This is a genomic window from Phyllobacterium sp. K27, from assembly GCF_054796155.1.
The window spans coordinates 81907-97970 of sequence record NZ_JBTWND010000003.1 but is presented as its reverse complement, the minus strand read 5'-3'; the positions used below and the strand labels follow the sequence as shown (position 1 = coordinate 97970).

Sequence of the window (16064 nt, the reverse complement as noted above, 5' to 3'; positions counted from 1 at the left end):
AGGCTCTGATTACTTAAGGGTTAATAAACATTGCGTGACGCGGTCGTGACGTAGAAAGACTGATTTGCTGCCGCGTCATCCAATCCGTGCATGATTTGCTCCAAATAGGAGCGGGTCTGTTTAACCCGGAAGCGTTCAAACGCAATGAAATCCATAATATTGCTTACGTCGGTAAGTTTCTCTCGTTGCCTGATACGACCAAGAGCTAAATATAAGTGGTAGCTTTCGGTCTCATCATTTGCGTCATACCGTTACGACATCTTGGATTTCGCGGAGTAACGTAGGTGGAACCAAGAAAATAAAACCCGAGTATCTGTATTCTGAGTTTCAAGGTTCGTGATTTTCTATCACGAACTTGAGAGTACTGCTGCTTTTAAAAATCAACATCTGTCGGACGGGCATCGTAACCTCGTTAAAATGCATAGAGGTTTTGTCTTTACTCCGCAGATACCGGAGGACGAACTATGAACAATCGCAACAATCATCATCACCAGAATCCTGGTGTAGACCCATCAGCGTCAGCCAGTGCCGATGCTTCAGCCTTTGCTGCTGCTTTGGCCTTACAGCTACAGGGACAAGGCCAGGATCAGGGACAAGGCCAGGGACAGGACCAAGGCCAAGGCCAGGGTCAGGACCAAGGCCAGGGTCAAGGGCAAAGCCAGGATCAGTCTTCAACTTCAGAAAATCTCAATCTGAACGGCAATCTGAACGGCAATGGAAACTTTAACGGCAATCTTAACGAGAGCTACAACGGTAATTCCAATTCCAACTCCAATAACAATTCTTCGCACACAGAAGTAAAAGTAGATGTTGGCGTGGGATTAGACGGTTATTTGCCGACTGATGACGACTTTGCCGACCTTGATCTTCATGGCAATACTTTTGATAACATCTTTATCACCGAGTCGGGCAGTATCGACTTTGATCCCGGCAATGATGTGAACTTCGACCACGTCCTTAACGGCGCTTTCAGTGGCGGCGGCAATGATACGGGGTTTGCACTGAATCAAGTTATTGATCTTGTCGACAATGATTCACTGTCCGGCATAACCCAGACAAACAGCGGCACTGTCACACTGACCGCAACCGGCGGTGGCGCGACTGCAGGTGATGGCATCGGTACTGATGATGGAGCCTGGGGTGGTATGAACCACAGCTTCTTCGGTGGTGGTCACGGTGGCTCTGGTGGTAGCGGCGATATCGCCGCTGGCGACGACGTATCGGGCTCAAGTGCAGCAAGTGCCGCAGCCAACCTGACATCGACAGCTTTCACTCAGGAAATCGTACTCGGTGCAAACCTGCAGCAGAACGCCTTCGATGCCACTGTTATCAACGGCTCGTACACGAGTACATCGACCGGCGACACAGACGCCGTTTGATCGATATAGCGGGCGAGTTGCCTGCTTCAGAAATGGTCTGCGCGCAATGTGCGCAGACCAACTCTTCCGTACAAATATATAGAAAGCATATTGGCGGGAGCCATCAGAAAAATGTTCGGATTTGGCGATCATATTTCAGAATCCATTGCGCACTTCATCGGGTACTTCAGCACGTCGATTGAAGCAGTGAAGATGCGCCTTGAATATCGTGAATTCAAAGCCACACCGGATGCTCCGCATGCACATGGCGAAATTCTGGCTGTCGAAACAGACCCGCAGGTGCAATTGATGCTCGCCGGGTTTGTGCCGGATGTGAACTACCTTCCTGCGCCGTGGACACCAATTGGGAACAGCATACTGCCTTGGGTGAACGTCGAGCCAATTGATGTGCAGTTGCATGGACACAACCTCCTTCACAAGCTGGCCCCAATACAATCTTCCGGTCATGGCAATGGTAAACCGTTCGAGCACAGTCCTTTCATTGGGCCGCAGGTTCCAGAAACATCCGTTGTGCTTCAGCAGACCAGCCACATGCAGGATAACGACATTGTCGTTGTGGGCGAGCATTCCGCTGTTGGCTTGCATTGGGGGGATAATTCCGGTTTAGCCAGTCTATCCGTCGATGCATTGGTTGTTTCAGAATCATTTTCTGACGAGTTGCCTGAAACTACCTCCGGTATGCCACAATTTTTCGACGATCAGAGAGATAGCATAAATACCGCGGTAGAATCGTTGACCGAAACGCCGGACGTCACAGTGATCGGTTCCCCCTCAGAGGGAGTTTACCTCAATGGAACCAGAACCTCGGAAGCACCGGTACTGGATGATTACAAGCCTGCGCAACTGAGCACACCAAACGCGCCAGCACCTGCGACAAGCCACCAGACAACAACCATTAACGGGAAAGATATCGTTGGCACTGTTTCTTTGGAGGCGGGTTCCAACATACTGGTAAATGAAGTTGTTCTGAATAGTACCGGTACTTCCGGCGCGCATTTCGCTGTTGCTGGCAACTACTACAATATCAACGCCATTATCCAGACCAATGCCTATAGTGACGCAGACAGTTTCGATAATGGGTTTGCTAACCAACAGCAATTGTGCCAGCCATCCACCAACGCAATGAACATTGCCAGTTTCATCTCGCATACAGGGCAAGTTCAGGTTTCCCCTCCAACAGGCGAGGCTCCTGTTTTCCCGCAAAATTGGCAGGTCACCGTCATGAACGGAGATCTGATGCAGATGAACTGGATATCACAATATAATTTCCTCTCGGACAATGACGCGCATGTGCTCACGTCAACAGGCTCTTACACGACGATTGTGACCGGCTCGAACGGGATGCTGAACACTGCATCTCTCGCAAATCTCTATAATTCGTATGATTTGGTCATCATCGGGGGGCATCTCTACAGCGGAAACCTGATTTTTCAGACCAATGTGCTTTTTGACGATGACACGCTTACCACTGGAAGTGGGGCAGGCACGTATAGTGGACAACTGTCAACAAGTGACAATCTTTTGTGGAACTCGGCCAGCATACAAAGCGCGAGTACGACGAACTGGGTTGCCGGGCTGCCGGATCATTACAAGGATGCGATGGACGGCCTGGCTGGTGGCGATTACAACATGCCGGACGGTTTTCGATCTGACCTCGCACTCGAAGGCATTTCGGGGCTCAAGATGTTGTACATCTCAGGCAATGTCTATGACCTGAACTATATCAGCCAGACAAATATTCTCGGCGATTCTGATTATGTGGCCCAATACGAAGAGGCTCTTCTAGCCGCATCTCATGACACAGTCTGGGATATCAGCACGGGTTCGAATGCTCTGATCAACACCGCCACGATCGTTGATGGTGGGCATGGCAATGGAACATCCTATGCAGGCGGCGGCGTATACTCGGACTCTATCCTTATTCAAGCAGAGATCCTCGCAGCGCAGCCTGAACAGGGAGCAGGGCAGGGTCAGCCGCTTGCCAATGAAGTTGTTGCATTTCTCGATGATGAGGCAATGCAGCCGCAAACGACCGATCATGAACCAATTCACCTGTCGGATACGACGCATTCGGTGGATGTGATGCAAACAGCTCTCGCCTAAAAAAAAAGAATGCGTGGGGGGACGCGAGAACAATGAAATATGATGAACAGACTGACTTGCGGGTTATCTCGCAGCAGTCGCGGCAGGCATTGAATACGCGTGAGCAGGATCGAATTGAATTTGATGCCTTGCTGGCCGAAATGGAGAAGTCCATTTCTCAGGTTGCTGCTGACAGGATTGATAGGGCGCCAGAGGAAGCGCGACCGCCTTCAACCTCTGACAAAAAACAGGAAACAGAACACAAGCCTGAACAGAAAAATCCGCATGAACCATCCAGCCGCAGTGAGACTGCTGCGGTGCCAGTCATCGTCGGCGAGGGTATCGGCAAGGTTATTGAAGCGGATCGTGGCGTCTTGCCGCCAAGGGAAAACGGATCTGGCGGCAACGGTTCCGGCAATAATAATATTGTCGGCAATGGTGGCAATGGGGGTAGTTTCCACAAGCGGGTAGCGGCGGCGAGCTTTGCCGACAGTTTCAAGAATGGCGTCAATGCCGTTCGCCGAAACCTGATCATTGCCATGGGCTTCACGGTTTTTCTCAATGTCCTTGTCCTGGCGATTCCGATTTATCTGTTCCAGATATCCGACCGCGTGCTGACCAGCCGCTCAGCAGATACGCTGGTCATGCTTACAGTGGTTATTGTCGGCGCAGTGCTTGTGCAGGTCGTTCTCGACGCAATCCGGCGGTTCATTCTTATGCGGACAGCGGTCGAAGTGGCTGTGCAGCTGGGCGCTCCAATCCTGAGTGCCGCCGCACGTGCGTCCCTGCATGGCAATGGCAAGGATTACCAAGTACTTGGCGATCTTCAGCAGCTACGTTCATTCCTGACATCGGGCACTTTGCTGTCATTTTTCGATGCACCAATTGCCCCGTTATTCCTGCTTGTCGTATTTCTGATTCATCCGCATCTGGGCTATATCGTTATTGTTTCGTCTTTGCTGCTGATTGTTATTGCTTTCATAAATCAGCGCGCTACTGCAGCGTCATTTGCCGAGGCAACGAACTACCAAAGCCGGGCGATGCTGCATCTCGACTCCATGTCGCGTAACGCGCAAATCATCAATGCTCTGGCCATGATTCCTGAAGCGGTCCGCATCTGGGGGCGCGACATGGCCGGCTCCTTGAAATCACAGGTCAGAGCGCAAGATCGGAATATCATTTTCGCCAGCATTTCCAAATGCTCGCGATTGCTGACACAGGTCGCCATGTTGGGTTGGGGCGCGCATCTGGCGATTGACGGCCAACTCACGGGCGGCATGGCAATTGCGGCCTCGATCATTGCGGGTCGCGCACTGGCACCAATCGAAGGTGCTATCGAGGGCTGGAACAGTTTTATCCAGTTCCGATCGGCGTTTGGCCGTATTCGAAATCTTCTCCAGAATTCTCCGCTGAATATGGAACGCTTAAGATTACCCGATCCGCAAGGTCGGCTTGATGTTGAGCGTATTCTTTATGTTCCGCCGCCCAACAAAAAGGTTATCCTGAATGGCATTTCTTTCACATTGATGCCCGGCGAATCCATGGCTGTCATCGGAAATTCAGGTGCTGGAAAAACCACACTTGGAAAGATGCTTGTGGGGTCCATTCTCCCCACTTCGGGGAGCGTCCGTCTGGATCTGATGGACTTGCGCAACTGGGATCAGCGGCAGTTCGGTGAAAATATCGGCTATCTGCCACAGGACGTTCAGCTGTTCCCCGGCACCATCAAGGCCAATATTGCACGAATGCGCGAGGATGTAAGCGACCAGGCTATTTTTGATGCGGCTGTGCTTGCTGATGTGCATGAACTCATCGCGACCTTCCCTCAAGGGTATGAGACCGTTGTCGCAGCAGATGGCTCGCCTCTTTCCGGAGGGCAAAAACAGCGCATCGCCCTGGCACGTGCCTTCTTTGGCAATCCTACCCTTGTCGTTCTTGATGAACCAAACTCCAACCTGGATCAACAGGGCGACGTCGCACTGACCAAAGCGCTGTTTCATGCAAAAAAAAACAAGTTAACTGTTGTCACAATCACGCAACGGCCGGCGCTTTTAAACTGCGTCGACAAGATCATGGTGCTGAATAATGGCACTGTGACAATGTTCGGCACGCGCGATACTGTGCTGGAAGCACTGTCCAAGAAGAACAAACCCAAGCAACCCGTACAGACAATACAGGCGGGTGAATAGAAAATGGGAGCGATAAAATGACGGCTGCCAGCATTATGAACAGTCTTGAGTGGTATGACGGCGTTCCGCGTTCGATAAAGCCGTACAGCAAGTTTGGTATCGTTCTGGTTTTCGTGTGCTTTGGTGGTTTTGGCACATGGGCTGCAACGGCGCCCTTGGCCGCCGCTGTCATTGCGCCGGGAAGTTTTGTCGCGACGGGCAAAAACAAGGTCGTTCAGCATCTGGAGGGCGGTATCATCAGGGAGCTGCTGGTCCGCGAAGGTGATCGCGTCTACGAAAAAGATGATCTTGTTCGGCTTGATGAAACGGCAGCAAAGGCAAATTCGCAGCAATTGTTTTTACGTCAAGCGCGTTTGGAAGCGATATTGGCGCGCCTTCACGCCGTCGTCAGGGGCGAACAAAGATACCAGCCCCCCAAGATTATTCTCGACAATATGGGCAATCCGGAAATACGTGCCGTGAACGATAGTCAAAGCGATAATTTTGATGCAGCCCATGCCAAATATGCCAATGAATTACAGATGATGGAACGTAATATTTCCGCGCTGGAGTTCCGGCGTATCGGCCGGACAGCGCAAATTGAAGCGACACAGACGCAGGTCAAACTTCTGAAAACGGAATATCAGTCAAAATACTCTCTTTTCAAAAAAGGTTTGATGGCAAGGTCCGAGGTCAGTGTTCTGGAGCGGGCCGTTGCCAATGGCGAGGGAGACATTGCCCGCCTGCAGGCGGAAATCATGGAAGTGAACGCCCAGATCGAGAAATTTCAAAAAGAGATCATCCAGACGAAAGACACCGAGAAACAAGCGGCTCTCGATGAAATTCAAAGCGCAGAGGCGGAGCTCGACACAGTGCGCGAACAAACCCGCCAGGCTGACAGCATTCTTGATCGTACCTTGATCAAGGCACCGGTCTCAGGAACAATTATTCGGCTATACTACCACACGGCTGGCGGCGTCATAGAAAGTGGAAAGCCCATTGTGGAAATACTGCCGACAGGCGTTCCGTTGATCATTGAGGCGCAGATACCACGCATGCAGATTGATGAGGTGAAGGAGGGACAAGAGGCTCACATTCGCCTGAGTGCTCTTAATCAGCGCACCACACCCATCATCAATGGCCGGGTGGATTATGTGTCCGCTGACTCGATGGCTGACACCACCGCTGGCCAGAATCAGGACATTTACATAGCTCGGATCAGCATACCTGCTGACGAACTGGCGCGCATTCATGGCTTCACCCCGACACCTGGGATGCCGGCAGATATTCTCATCCAAACACATGAACGCACATTCTTCGAATATCTGGCCAAGCCGGTTATTGACAGTATGTCGCGGGCTTTCAGGGAATCCTGATCAGGATTTGGGCGTAATTGGCGCGGCAGGGTGCAGCCTTGGCTGCATCGCTTTGTTGACGGCGTTTGTTCGGGATTGTTTTGGCACCGGGAACACAGCGACAGCTGCAGCACCCGAGAGCACATAAAAGAGCATTCCCAGATCGTAGACAGTGCTGACAAGAAAGGCTGCGATGAGGCTTGCCCCGAGACCAGAGCGTATGGCCCGGACAATATGCCGATCGACCGCTCCATTGCGGAAAATTGATCGTCTAAACAATGTCGATAAAATGAATATTGTGAACAACAACAGGCCGGGCAAGCCGACATTTGATAGCAGCACAAAAAGATAGCTGGAAGCTCTTGCCCCACCAACCCCGACACCCAGACCATAACTGTCAATGAAGTTTGACCATGCTACCTCATTCCAATGGCCGCGTTCCCGCCCTGAAGCACTATCGAGTTTGCCGAGCAGACTTTCATCCAGAAATGAGCCTATTGCTTCCACCAGGGTGGGGGACAAGACGGCCATAAGAAGGACAACAGCAACAGCGCTCAAACCTCCGACGTATAACAGCAAGGGCTTGCGCATCTTTCCGCCCTGCAATGTTGGAAGAATTGACTGAACGGTCAGCATGACAAGGACAAAGATCAGTCCGACATAGGCGGTGCCTGATGTCGATAAAGCGAGCAGAATGAGAAATGCCAAAGCAAACAGGCCGGATGTGAAAGGCCGGACGTGATCGAGATAAAGGCTTGCCGATATGGCAAATAGAATGAGTGTGAAGCTGGCAAAACTCGACGACTCTGGAAAACTGGCAGAGATGCGCTTCAAGCCACCCATTTCGACATTGGTCATCAAGGAGTAATTGGCCGTATGGATGAAATCGAGAAAATCCATCGGGCCGGTGGCAAAGGTGATGAGGTCAGCCAGGGCAAAAAGCACATTCAGGCCGCACAGGATGAAGAATGCAGTGAGGAAATGCTGGTAAGCGTCCCGCGTTCTGAAGTAAGCGAACGAGGCCGCAAAACATGCGATACCCCCCAGCGCATAGACTGTCTGCGTGATGTGCGTACTGGAGAAGCTTAACGGGTTAAGTGCAATTCGACTGAGGCCTGCGGGCAGCCGTTGCACGACCATCGTTTCGGTAATGCCTGCCATCAATCTTGGGAAGAACAGGGTGGCGACAAGGCCATAAATCATAAGGAGCAGCAGCCAGAATCCGGTGCTGGGATAGAGCAAACTGCTGATCGCTGGACTAAGCCCGGTGACACGCACCACCCGAAGCGCGAAAAACACCATGAAAGCATTGGCGACAAGGATGGAAGCACCGCCCATGGCAGGCAGTGTCACGGCCGCGGCCGCGCCGAACAATGTGAGAATTACCATGCCGTAGAGGGCATATCGATGGTGCATGAACTGGACCATGATACCAAACAGAATGACGCATAACCCGAAAACATTGGTTGCCATGATCTATCTCGCGACCTTCAAGCTCATTGGCTTTGGCTTCCCGCCATCTGGTCATGTCTGATAATGTCCTGCACAATTTTGAAGGCGGCCTTTGGTCTCCCCATCCGCCAACCATTGTTTCCGTCACTGTCGAGCCGGATAAGCCCCATATAGGCCTCGAAGTCCGGCGCCCAGTAAGTTTCATCCATCAACTCGTAAATATGCGCTGCCTCGATGGGATAGAGTTTGCGCAGCCGCTGGAGCAGTTCCATTGTGGCTTTCAATCCGGCGGCCTGCGTCTCCTCATTTTCGGTACTTCCTTTGGGATGATTGAACTCAGTAATCCAGATTGGCTTTCCATATTCCGCCAATGCCTTGAATGCCCATTCCGGGTCTTGCCCATAGAGATGCCAGACTGAAATATCCCAGTCGATACCGCTCTGTTTCATGCGTTGAAAAGCACCGATGTGGCCCCACCCGGCAGTTCCCATAGCGGTTAGATAATTTCCGCCAGCCTGCTTCATGCCGGCATCAAGGCCGTGCATCACCGCTGCGACTTTTTCCCAGCGCGGCCCATAATAATCGAGTGGATAAAGCCCCCCTGCCGGGCCCCATTCACAGGGATACTGTGTGCCGTCATCTCGTATCTCACAAGGTTGGATGATGGCAAAGTTCTCAAGCTCATTGCCGAGTTCCCACACTTTGACTTGTGACCCCAGCAGAGTCGCTGTCTCATAGGCAAGGGTTTTGGACGCTGCGTGGATTTCTTCTGCCGTCGCAGTATTCAAATCCAGTTTGGGCGTGAACACAGGGAGTACGTCCACGCCGATCGCTTCAGCGAGATCTACCAGTTTTTTCAGCCTCGGAAGTTGTTCAAGGGTTTGCACGTCAACGCGATAGGAGCGCACGCCCAAAGCATTCAGGGCAGCCACCTGCTCCTCTAAACCAACGCCATGATAGGATGCCAGCGGGTGACCATTCACGCCCCAGATAAAGACTTGCTCTTCTGCCCGCGCAACCGGCTTCGGCAGTGCAAAAACTGCCAACAGGATCATTGCTGCAACAAGGCCATTGAGCTTTGTCGGCACTCTCTTTGCTCTAGTCGCCATGGAAATCAGCTATAGGCGTAACCAGTTGCGGTCCAAGATGCAGATAGCGGGTTGCCTTGCGTTTTGCGCGTATATCGCGCCAGACGCGCAATATCTGATCCTCGGTCAAATGGGCCGATGCTGCTGTTACCACAGCAGGCAATGATTCATTCAAACCGTACAGGCACTGATCCATCTGGTGGTAAGGGAGAGCAAAATAGAACTCCTCCTGTGTTTGCGCCAATTGGTAGGTATCGGTGGTAGGCGGCCGTGATGTGATCTCTTCCGGGACACCCAGATAGGCCGCCAGCTGATAGACCTGTGATTTGTAGAGATGGGCAATAGGTTTCAGATCGGCTGCGCCGTCTCCATTTTTAACGAAGAAACCTTGATCATATTCCAAGAGGTTTGGTGTGCCGATAACGGCGTAGTTCATACGGTCTGCGTGGTAGTACTCAATTTGCTTGCGGGTTCGCTGTTTCATATTGGTTGCAGCAACAATGCCCAGATAAACGGAGCTTGGCATCCGTAACTTTTCAGTTGTTCCGTCTGGACGCTGCAACACGAGCGATGAAATATTGTAGCCTTCATTCGCCAATGCATTGGCGATAACGATCTTGGACGCCCATCCGGGGCCAAACTCGGGCTCAACCTGTTTGATGAATGCATCACGCCGCTCATAGCAACCCATTGCTTCCAGTGCGGGGCCTATATCCTCAGTGACGCTTTCCAGACCAAATGTTGCAGCCACCAGCTTGCCAAGCCGCAAACTATCAGGGTCGGAATCATTTTCTGGCATGAAAAGGCACAGTACGTTTTGTGCCCCGACAGCTCTTGCGGCAAGCGCAGCACAGACGCTGGAATCGACACCTCCCGACAGACCCAGAACAAGTCCGCGGCGGCGCAAATCATGCCTTACCTGTCCGCGCATGGCAGCAACAATCCGGTTTGTTTCTGCCTCCGGGTCAATAGTCAGCGATATATGTGACACGTCGCTCTTTGCCGGCGCATGATTGTTCATGTTCAACTCTCCTGCGGCTCGGCAGCCAGTCTGCGGCTCACCTTGCCAGTGTCGGTTTTGGGTAGACTTGCACGGAACTCTACGGATTTTGGAACCATGAAATCTTCAAGATTCTTTGCGCAGAACCGGATGATCTCCCGATCAGTCAGAGCCGGATCGCTAAGGACAATAATTGCCCGTATTGCTTGTCCGAGCACCGGATCATCAATACCAATCACCACAGCTTCGGCGACCCCTGCGCAAGAATGAAGCACAGCTTCGACTTCCTTCGGGGCAACCTTCTCGCCACGCGTCTTGATGATGTCGTCTTTGCGACCGACAAAGTAGAGATAACCATCACGGTCCATCGAAAAGAGATCGCCGGTATAGAGCACTTTTTCCCATGGGTTGGGGCCGGGCCGTAGCATCCGGGCGGTTGCTTCATCGTTCTCCCAATAACCCTGCATGACGTGAGGCCCGCGAATGACAAGCTCTCCCACTACGCCTGGCTCAACGACTTTGCCTTCATCATCCACGACAAACGCTTCCGTGTTTGGAATGGCTATCCCTACTGATCCAGGGCGATGATCCAACTGTTCAGGTGGCAGGTAGGTGCAGCGCTTGCATTCGGTAAGGCCATACATGGAGTAGAGGCGGACACCGGGGAAAAGCTCGCGCAAACGTGCAATATGCGCGGGAGGCAATGCGGCAGCCGTATTGGTGATATAACGCAAGTCCGGCAGAAATCCGGCTTCTATATCGCGCATTTGAAGGATCAGTGCCGCCATGGTTGGCACCAAGGGAAAGCCTGTCACATGCTCGCGCCGCATGACATCAAAAATTGCCTGGGGGAAACTGAACGACGCTTCGAGAACAAGAGTAGCGCCGCTCCGTATCGTCATGAACAGCTGATAAAGCCCATAGTCAAACGCGAGAGGCAATACATTGAGAATTATATCGTCTTCGACGTTTTGCACATAGGTGGTGATCGAGGTTGCGGCGGCTTCGACATTGCGATGGCTCATCATTACACCCTTGGGCCGCCCCGTCGATCCTGATGTGTAAATGAGCATCGCAAGATCAACGTCGATACCGCTATGCAGAACCGGGTGCCGAGCGACTTGCAACATTTGCGTGAAAGAATGTGTTCCCAGCCGAGCGGACCCTACATCTCGTCTGGCCACAATCAACTCGCAGGCCCTGTTCAATCCAATCGCTTCGACAGCTACGGGTGCCAGCTTTTCCTGCGTGATGATTGCTCTGGCGCGACAGTTTTCAATGATATAAGCCAGCTTATCGGCTTTTGTTGATGCATTGATCGGACTGAAAACGGCCCCTGCCTTCAATATTGCGTAGATGGCAACTGTTGCCTCCCAGCAGTTGTGCATAAAGACCAGAACACGATCCCCACGCATAATGCCCTGCGACCAGAGTGAGGCAGCCAAGCGATCTGAAAGATCATCAAGCTCGGCATAGCTCAGTCGCTTGTCGCCTGCGACGAGTACAGTCTTGTTGCCCAACCTTTTCGCCGTTTGACGAAGAATGTCCTCTATCCGCATGATTGGCTCACCCTTTCAGCTCAAGCAACCGACCGCTGAAGAATGGTCTTGTTTGCCACATAACTTGCGATGTTGGCGATTGAATCAAGATTCGACGGGACGATTTCAGCGTCCTGGACACTGATCTGAAACGTGTCTTCCAGATAGGTTACGAGTTCCAGCACTCCGGTTGAGTCAATAATGTCGGTTTCGATAAGAGAGGTTGTATCGTCAAGTGGATGGCTGGTATCGCCGAACAGATAGTTTTCGACGATGAAATCCCTGATCTGTGTTTTGAGGTGCGATGTCATTTTTCTTTCCTTTCATTCAGCGGCGACAGCGTGCCGCTGTGTTTGCGCTGTGAATATTTGGTGCCATAGTTGCGTCGAGAGGATTCCAACGAAGGCCGAGTTGTCGCGGTAGCCCGCCTGTGCACCGCCCGCGCATTTCTCGACCAGTTTTCTGACAGCCACCGGGTTAAACAGGCCGGTATCGGATATCGCCTCTGTTCCCATGGCGGCCCGAACATAATCCGGCATTCCAGTCGCCGTGAACGAACGGCTATCAGGTGCACGATAGGGCTGCTTCGGTCTTGCCGTGATCGCTGGAGGTACCAGATCGCGAACGGCTCGCTTAAGAATGTGCTTCTCGGCAAGACCTTTGAGCTTCATTCCAACGGGAATGCGTGACGCAAACTCGACGAGACGATGATCGAGGAACGGGAAGCGACCCTCAAGCCCATGGGCCATGGCCATCCTGTCACTCTGACAATTGAGGATATAGCCAGGCAGAAGGAGCGATGTTTCCAGATATTGCGCCTGATGCAAGGGGTGCCATCGCGCGAAATCCTTGGAAAGACCGGAGGCAAGATCGACCGCTGCATCATAGCCTTTCAAGGCGGTTCGTAGTTCCGGGGAGAAGAACATCTTCGTTGCCGCAGTGCCCCGAAACCGTGGGCGATGCGAGTAAAGCGGGTCGGACATATTGTCGACACCAGTGCCGAAAAATGCCGCCAGATATTCCGGTGACTGCTGCTTCAGGCCGCTGAGATAGGGATAAAGTTTACGAAACAGTTGCGGACGTATCCGCGAGTTCGGCTGCGCAGCACAGAAACGGCGGACTTTCGCTTCACGAAACAGATCATATCCCGCAAAGACCTCATCGGCTCCTTCTCCAGTCAATACAACTTTATAACCCTCGCTGCTCGCAAGGCGCGACAAAAGATAAAGGGGGGCTGGAGCTGTGCGGAGAATGGGGCGCTCTGTATGTGCAATGACCGAGGGGAAGATGTTTGCGATGTCGTTCTCGCTGCAGGTCAGTGCCGAGTGATCGCTACCCAAAGCTTCGACCATTTGCATCTGAAAAGAAGTTTCGTCGTGCTCGGCCGAGTCAAAACCAATGGAAAATGTCCGCAAACGACCCGGTACAATCTTTGCTGCGATTGCAGAAACGGCGGAGGAGTCGAGTCCGCCCGAAAGATATGAGGCAACTGGCACATCTGCCCTCAAGCGAATGCGCGTGGCATCGGTCAGAAGATGCAGCAATTCTTCGCAGACATGTTCTTCCGATCGGGCAGAAGTTGCGCTGTCACGATCAGGGTATTGCAATCGCCAGTATGGCGCAGTCTTGACCGTCTCGCCCTCTACAAGCATCAAATGGGCTGGCGGCAACTCAAAAATATTCTTGAAGATCGTACGAGGAGCAATAGGTGCCCAAAGTGTAAAAATCTGATCCAAAGCATATGCGTCCACTTCAGCTTCGATACCGGGAACGGTCAAAAGGGATTTGGCTTCCGAGGCAAAGAACATGGTGCCTTTATGCCAGGTATAGAACAGTGGCCGTACACCCATGCGGTCACGTGCAAGCATCATCCGGCGACGCTTCTTGTCCCACAGCGCAAATGCAAAATCACCATTGAGCTTCTTGACGCAATCGGGGCCAATCTCCTCGTAAAGATGGAGGATGACCTCGGTATCACTGGATGTGCGAAAGACATGTCCCTGCGCGATCAGGTCATCGCGTAGTTCTACGTAATTGAACACCTCACCATTATAGCTGATGGCGAGATCGCCGCGGGTATTCTTCATGGGCTGTTGGCCATCACCAAGCCCTACAATGGAGAGCCGCATGTGTCCAAGACCAGCATTATGATCTACATGAATCCCGCTTTCATCAGGGCCGCGATGTGAGATTGCGCCAATCATTGGGTCCAACACTGAACGCCCGTCCTGAAATGCGCCTTTTGCGGCGAAATAGCCTGCAACTCCACACATAATTGCCCCCAATGACTGTAGCTGCGGAGTATATTCCCCGCTTGGGTACAGTCATTGAAGCGTATAATATGGCACTCTTGGGTCAATAAATAATTGGATTTAAAGGGCAGGGCAATACTAGTTATATTCGGGTTTTGGGTTGTATATTCATACTTTCTCACACCGATGGATAGGCGATAAAGTATAGTGTGCAGAAATGCTTTGTAGCATTTAAAAATGACTGTAAAGTTGTGGAAAAATAGCCCAAATAAGCCAAATTTATTACAATAAATCCATGATTGATTAATTGCCACCTACCCGCAGCTCCACGATAATAGTGAATAATAATAAATTGTGGGGCAGCAAAATGGGTGCGGAATTTACGTGGACGATCAATGGGATCGTGCGCAGAATGGCAGCAGCGGCGATAGTACTTTCGTGCCTTGGATTGTCGGTTCCAGCTTACGCCAATGGTGATTACAAGCTCGCTCCCTACACGCGATTGAGATTGACGGTTCTCGAGTGGATCGCTTCACGGGGAGAGTATCGCGAGTGGACTGCACTCAATGGCGAATATGTGGTGTCGGACAACGGTACCGTTCTCTTGCCGCTTATCGGTACAATGGAAATCTCTGCCCTTGATGCTTCATCTGCCGCGAGCGAAATCTCAAAGCGGATACAAAAAGCCACTGGCTTGGTGAACATGCCAAATGTGGCTGTACAGGTAGTGGATTACCCTGCCATCTTCCTCGTCGGAAACGTCGAGCGGCCCGGCGAATACAGGTTCCGGCCGGGTCTCACGGTCTTGCAGGCCGTTGCTCTGGCCGGTGGGCGGTATCGCCCCAGAGAAGAAGCACGGACCGTCGAACAGATTCAGTATCTCGGAGAGCTTCAGGCTGTTCATGGCGAAATGGTACGAACACTTGCCCGTGTCGCGCGTCTGAAAGCAGAGGTTGCCGGCGCTCAGGATATTCAGTTTCCCGGCAATCTTTCGCAATTGGCTGACGATAACAGTGTTCAATCCATCATTTCTGAAGAGCGTGCGATCTTTGATACGCAGGCGAATGGTTTAAAGCGCCAGCTTACGAACCTTGATGAGTTACGCGCGCTCTTCGCATCTGAAATCGAGGTGCTGCAGGAGAAGGTGACAGGACAGGAAAAACAGATAAAGCTGATGGATGCGGAGCTGGAGACGGTCAAGCCGCTGGTCGAGCGAGGAATCGCCACGACGTCCCGCCAATCGGATTTGCAACGCATTATCACAACGTTGCAGGCCGACAGACTTGATCAGGTTACAGCAATTATGCGGGCCCGGCAGAACATCAGTCAAGCGAGCCGCGATGCGCAAAATCTGGTCAATCTTCGCCAAACAACAGCAACGACCGAACTTCAGACAGCGCAGGCCGCTTTGGACCAGCTCAAGATAAGGCAAGATACAGCCGAGCGACTGCTCGTTGCAGCAGGATCAATTCTCTCAGGCAAGCTGAAACCGGGAGAAAGGCAGGAGCCTGATCTGGTCTTCACCATCACCAGGGCAACTGCCGCCCAGCCGATCGAGCTATCCGCAAACGAGGACACAGTGTTGGTACCCGGTGATGTCGTGCGGGCCGCTTTGAACGTGCGGTTCTCGCAGAAAACAGCCGCTTACGACGAGAACGACAAGGCCGCTGAAATCGGCGAGCCTGTATCACCGCCGGTTCCGCTCAACGCGGCAACGACACACGTCAAAACGACCCAATAAGAGATCGTG

11 protein-coding genes are annotated in these 16064 nt (G+C 52.2%); 5 read left to right on the top strand and 6 right to left on the bottom strand.

Going from position 1 to position 16064, the window contains the following annotated elements; genetic code table 11:
* Nucleotides 1–464: 464 nt before the first annotated feature.
* The 4 genes from ACYJL1_RS18280 to ACYJL1_RS18265 all read left to right on the top strand — a co-directional run bounded on the left by ACYJL1_RS18280 (nt 465) and on the right by ACYJL1_RS18265 (nt 7005).
* The gene (locus tag ACYJL1_RS18280; protein ID WP_460898357.1) at nt 465–1379 is read left to right on the top strand and encodes a hypothetical protein; all 915 of its coding nucleotides are present in this window, start codon (nt 465–467) and stop codon (nt 1377–1379) included.
* A 111-nt stretch (nt 1380–1490) separates the two neighbouring features.
* Entirely contained in the window at nt 1491–3482 is a 1992-nt protein-coding gene (locus tag ACYJL1_RS18275) for a hypothetical protein (protein WP_460898356.1), read from the top strand.
* Between the two features lie 32 nt (nt 3483–3514).
* A complete protein-coding gene (locus ACYJL1_RS18270; protein WP_460898355.1) occupies nt 3515–5650 on the top strand; it encodes a type I secretion system permease/ATPase in 2136 nt (711 codons plus the stop codon).
* A gap of 17 nt (nt 5651–5667) precedes the next feature.
* Nucleotides 5668–7005, top strand: coding sequence for an HlyD family type I secretion periplasmic adaptor subunit (locus tag ACYJL1_RS18265; RefSeq protein ID WP_460898354.1), 1338 nt, complete (start codon nt 5668–5670; stop codon nt 7003–7005).
* Here ACYJL1_RS18265 and ACYJL1_RS18260 read toward each other — a convergent pair whose 3' ends face one another.
* Genes ACYJL1_RS18260 through asnB form a run of 6 tightly spaced genes read right to left on the bottom strand, consistent with a single transcriptional unit; the run spans nt 7006 to nt 14335 of the window.
* Nucleotides 7006–8457, bottom strand: coding sequence for a hypothetical protein (locus ACYJL1_RS18260; RefSeq protein ID WP_460898353.1), 1452 nt, complete (start codon nt 8455–8457; stop codon nt 7006–7008). It lies immediately after the preceding gene.
* A 23-nt stretch (nt 8458–8480) separates the two neighbouring features.
* On the bottom strand, nt 8481–9524 hold the full coding sequence (locus ACYJL1_RS18255; protein WP_460898352.1) for a glycosyl hydrolase: 1044 nt from the start codon (nt 9522–9524) through the stop codon (nt 8481–8483).
* Between the two features lie 10 nt (nt 9525–9534).
* Nucleotides 9535–10545: an NAD(+) synthase gene (gene nadE / locus ACYJL1_RS18250; RefSeq protein WP_460898351.1), complete on the bottom strand. Its 1011-nt coding sequence runs from the start codon at nt 10543–10545 to the stop codon at nt 9535–9537.
* A gap of 2 nt (nt 10546–10547) precedes the next feature.
* Nucleotides 10548–12083 (bottom strand): class I adenylate-forming enzyme family protein, encoded by a 1536-nt coding sequence (locus ACYJL1_RS18245; RefSeq protein ID WP_460898350.1) that lies wholly within the window; start codon nt 12081–12083, stop codon nt 10548–10550.
* A gap of 20 nt (nt 12084–12103) precedes the next feature.
* Nucleotides 12104–12373 (bottom strand): acyl carrier protein, encoded by a 270-nt coding sequence (locus tag ACYJL1_RS18240; RefSeq protein WP_460898349.1) that lies wholly within the window; start codon nt 12371–12373, stop codon nt 12104–12106.
* Nucleotides 12374–12385: 12 nt separating this feature from the next.
* Nucleotides 12386–14335 (bottom strand): asparagine synthase (glutamine-hydrolyzing), encoded by a 1950-nt coding sequence (asnB, locus tag ACYJL1_RS18235; protein ID WP_460898348.1) that lies wholly within the window; start codon nt 14333–14335, stop codon nt 12386–12388.
* A gap of 346 nt (nt 14336–14681) precedes the next feature.
* Here asnB and ACYJL1_RS18230 point away from each other — a divergent pair, with 346 nt between their 5' ends.
* A complete protein-coding gene (locus tag ACYJL1_RS18230; RefSeq protein ID WP_460898347.1) occupies nt 14682–16055 on the top strand; it encodes a polysaccharide biosynthesis/export family protein in 1374 nt (457 codons plus the stop codon).
* The last annotated feature ends 9 nt before the right edge of the window (nt 16056–16064 follow it).

Excerpts from the sequence above, each read along its gene's own strand:
- ACYJL1_RS18280 (WP_460898357.1), top strand. The coding sequence starts at position 465 with ATGAACAATCGCAACAATCATCATCACCAGAATCCTGGTGTAGACCCA.
- ACYJL1_RS18275 (WP_460898356.1), top strand. The coding sequence starts at position 1,491 with ATGTTCGGATTTGGCGATCATATTTCAGAATCCATTGCGCACTTCATC.
- ACYJL1_RS18270 (WP_460898355.1), top strand. The coding sequence starts at position 3,515 with ATGAAATATGATGAACAGACTGACTTGCGGGTTATCTCGCAGCAGTCG.
- ACYJL1_RS18265 (WP_460898354.1), top strand. The coding sequence starts at position 5,668 with ATGACGGCTGCCAGCATTATGAACAGTCTTGAGTGGTATGACGGCGTT.
- ACYJL1_RS18260 (WP_460898353.1), bottom strand. The coding sequence starts at position 8,457 with ATGGCAACCAATGTTTTCGGGTTATGCGTCATTCTGTTTGGTATCATG.
- nadE (WP_460898351.1), bottom strand. The coding sequence starts at position 10,545 with ATGAACAATCATGCGCCGGCAAAGAGCGACGTGTCACATATATCGCTG.
- ACYJL1_RS18245 (WP_460898350.1), bottom strand. The coding sequence starts at position 12,083 with ATGCGGATAGAGGACATTCTTCGTCAAACGGCGAAAAGGTTGGGCAAC.
- ACYJL1_RS18240 (WP_460898349.1), bottom strand. The coding sequence starts at position 12,373 with ATGACATCGCACCTCAAAACACAGATCAGGGATTTCATCGTCGAAAAC.
- asnB (WP_460898348.1), bottom strand. The coding sequence starts at position 14,335 with ATGTGTGGAGTTGCAGGCTATTTCGCCGCAAAAGGCGCATTTCAGGAC.
- ACYJL1_RS18230 (WP_460898347.1), top strand. The coding sequence starts at position 14,682 with ATGGGTGCGGAATTTACGTGGACGATCAATGGGATCGTGCGCAGAATG.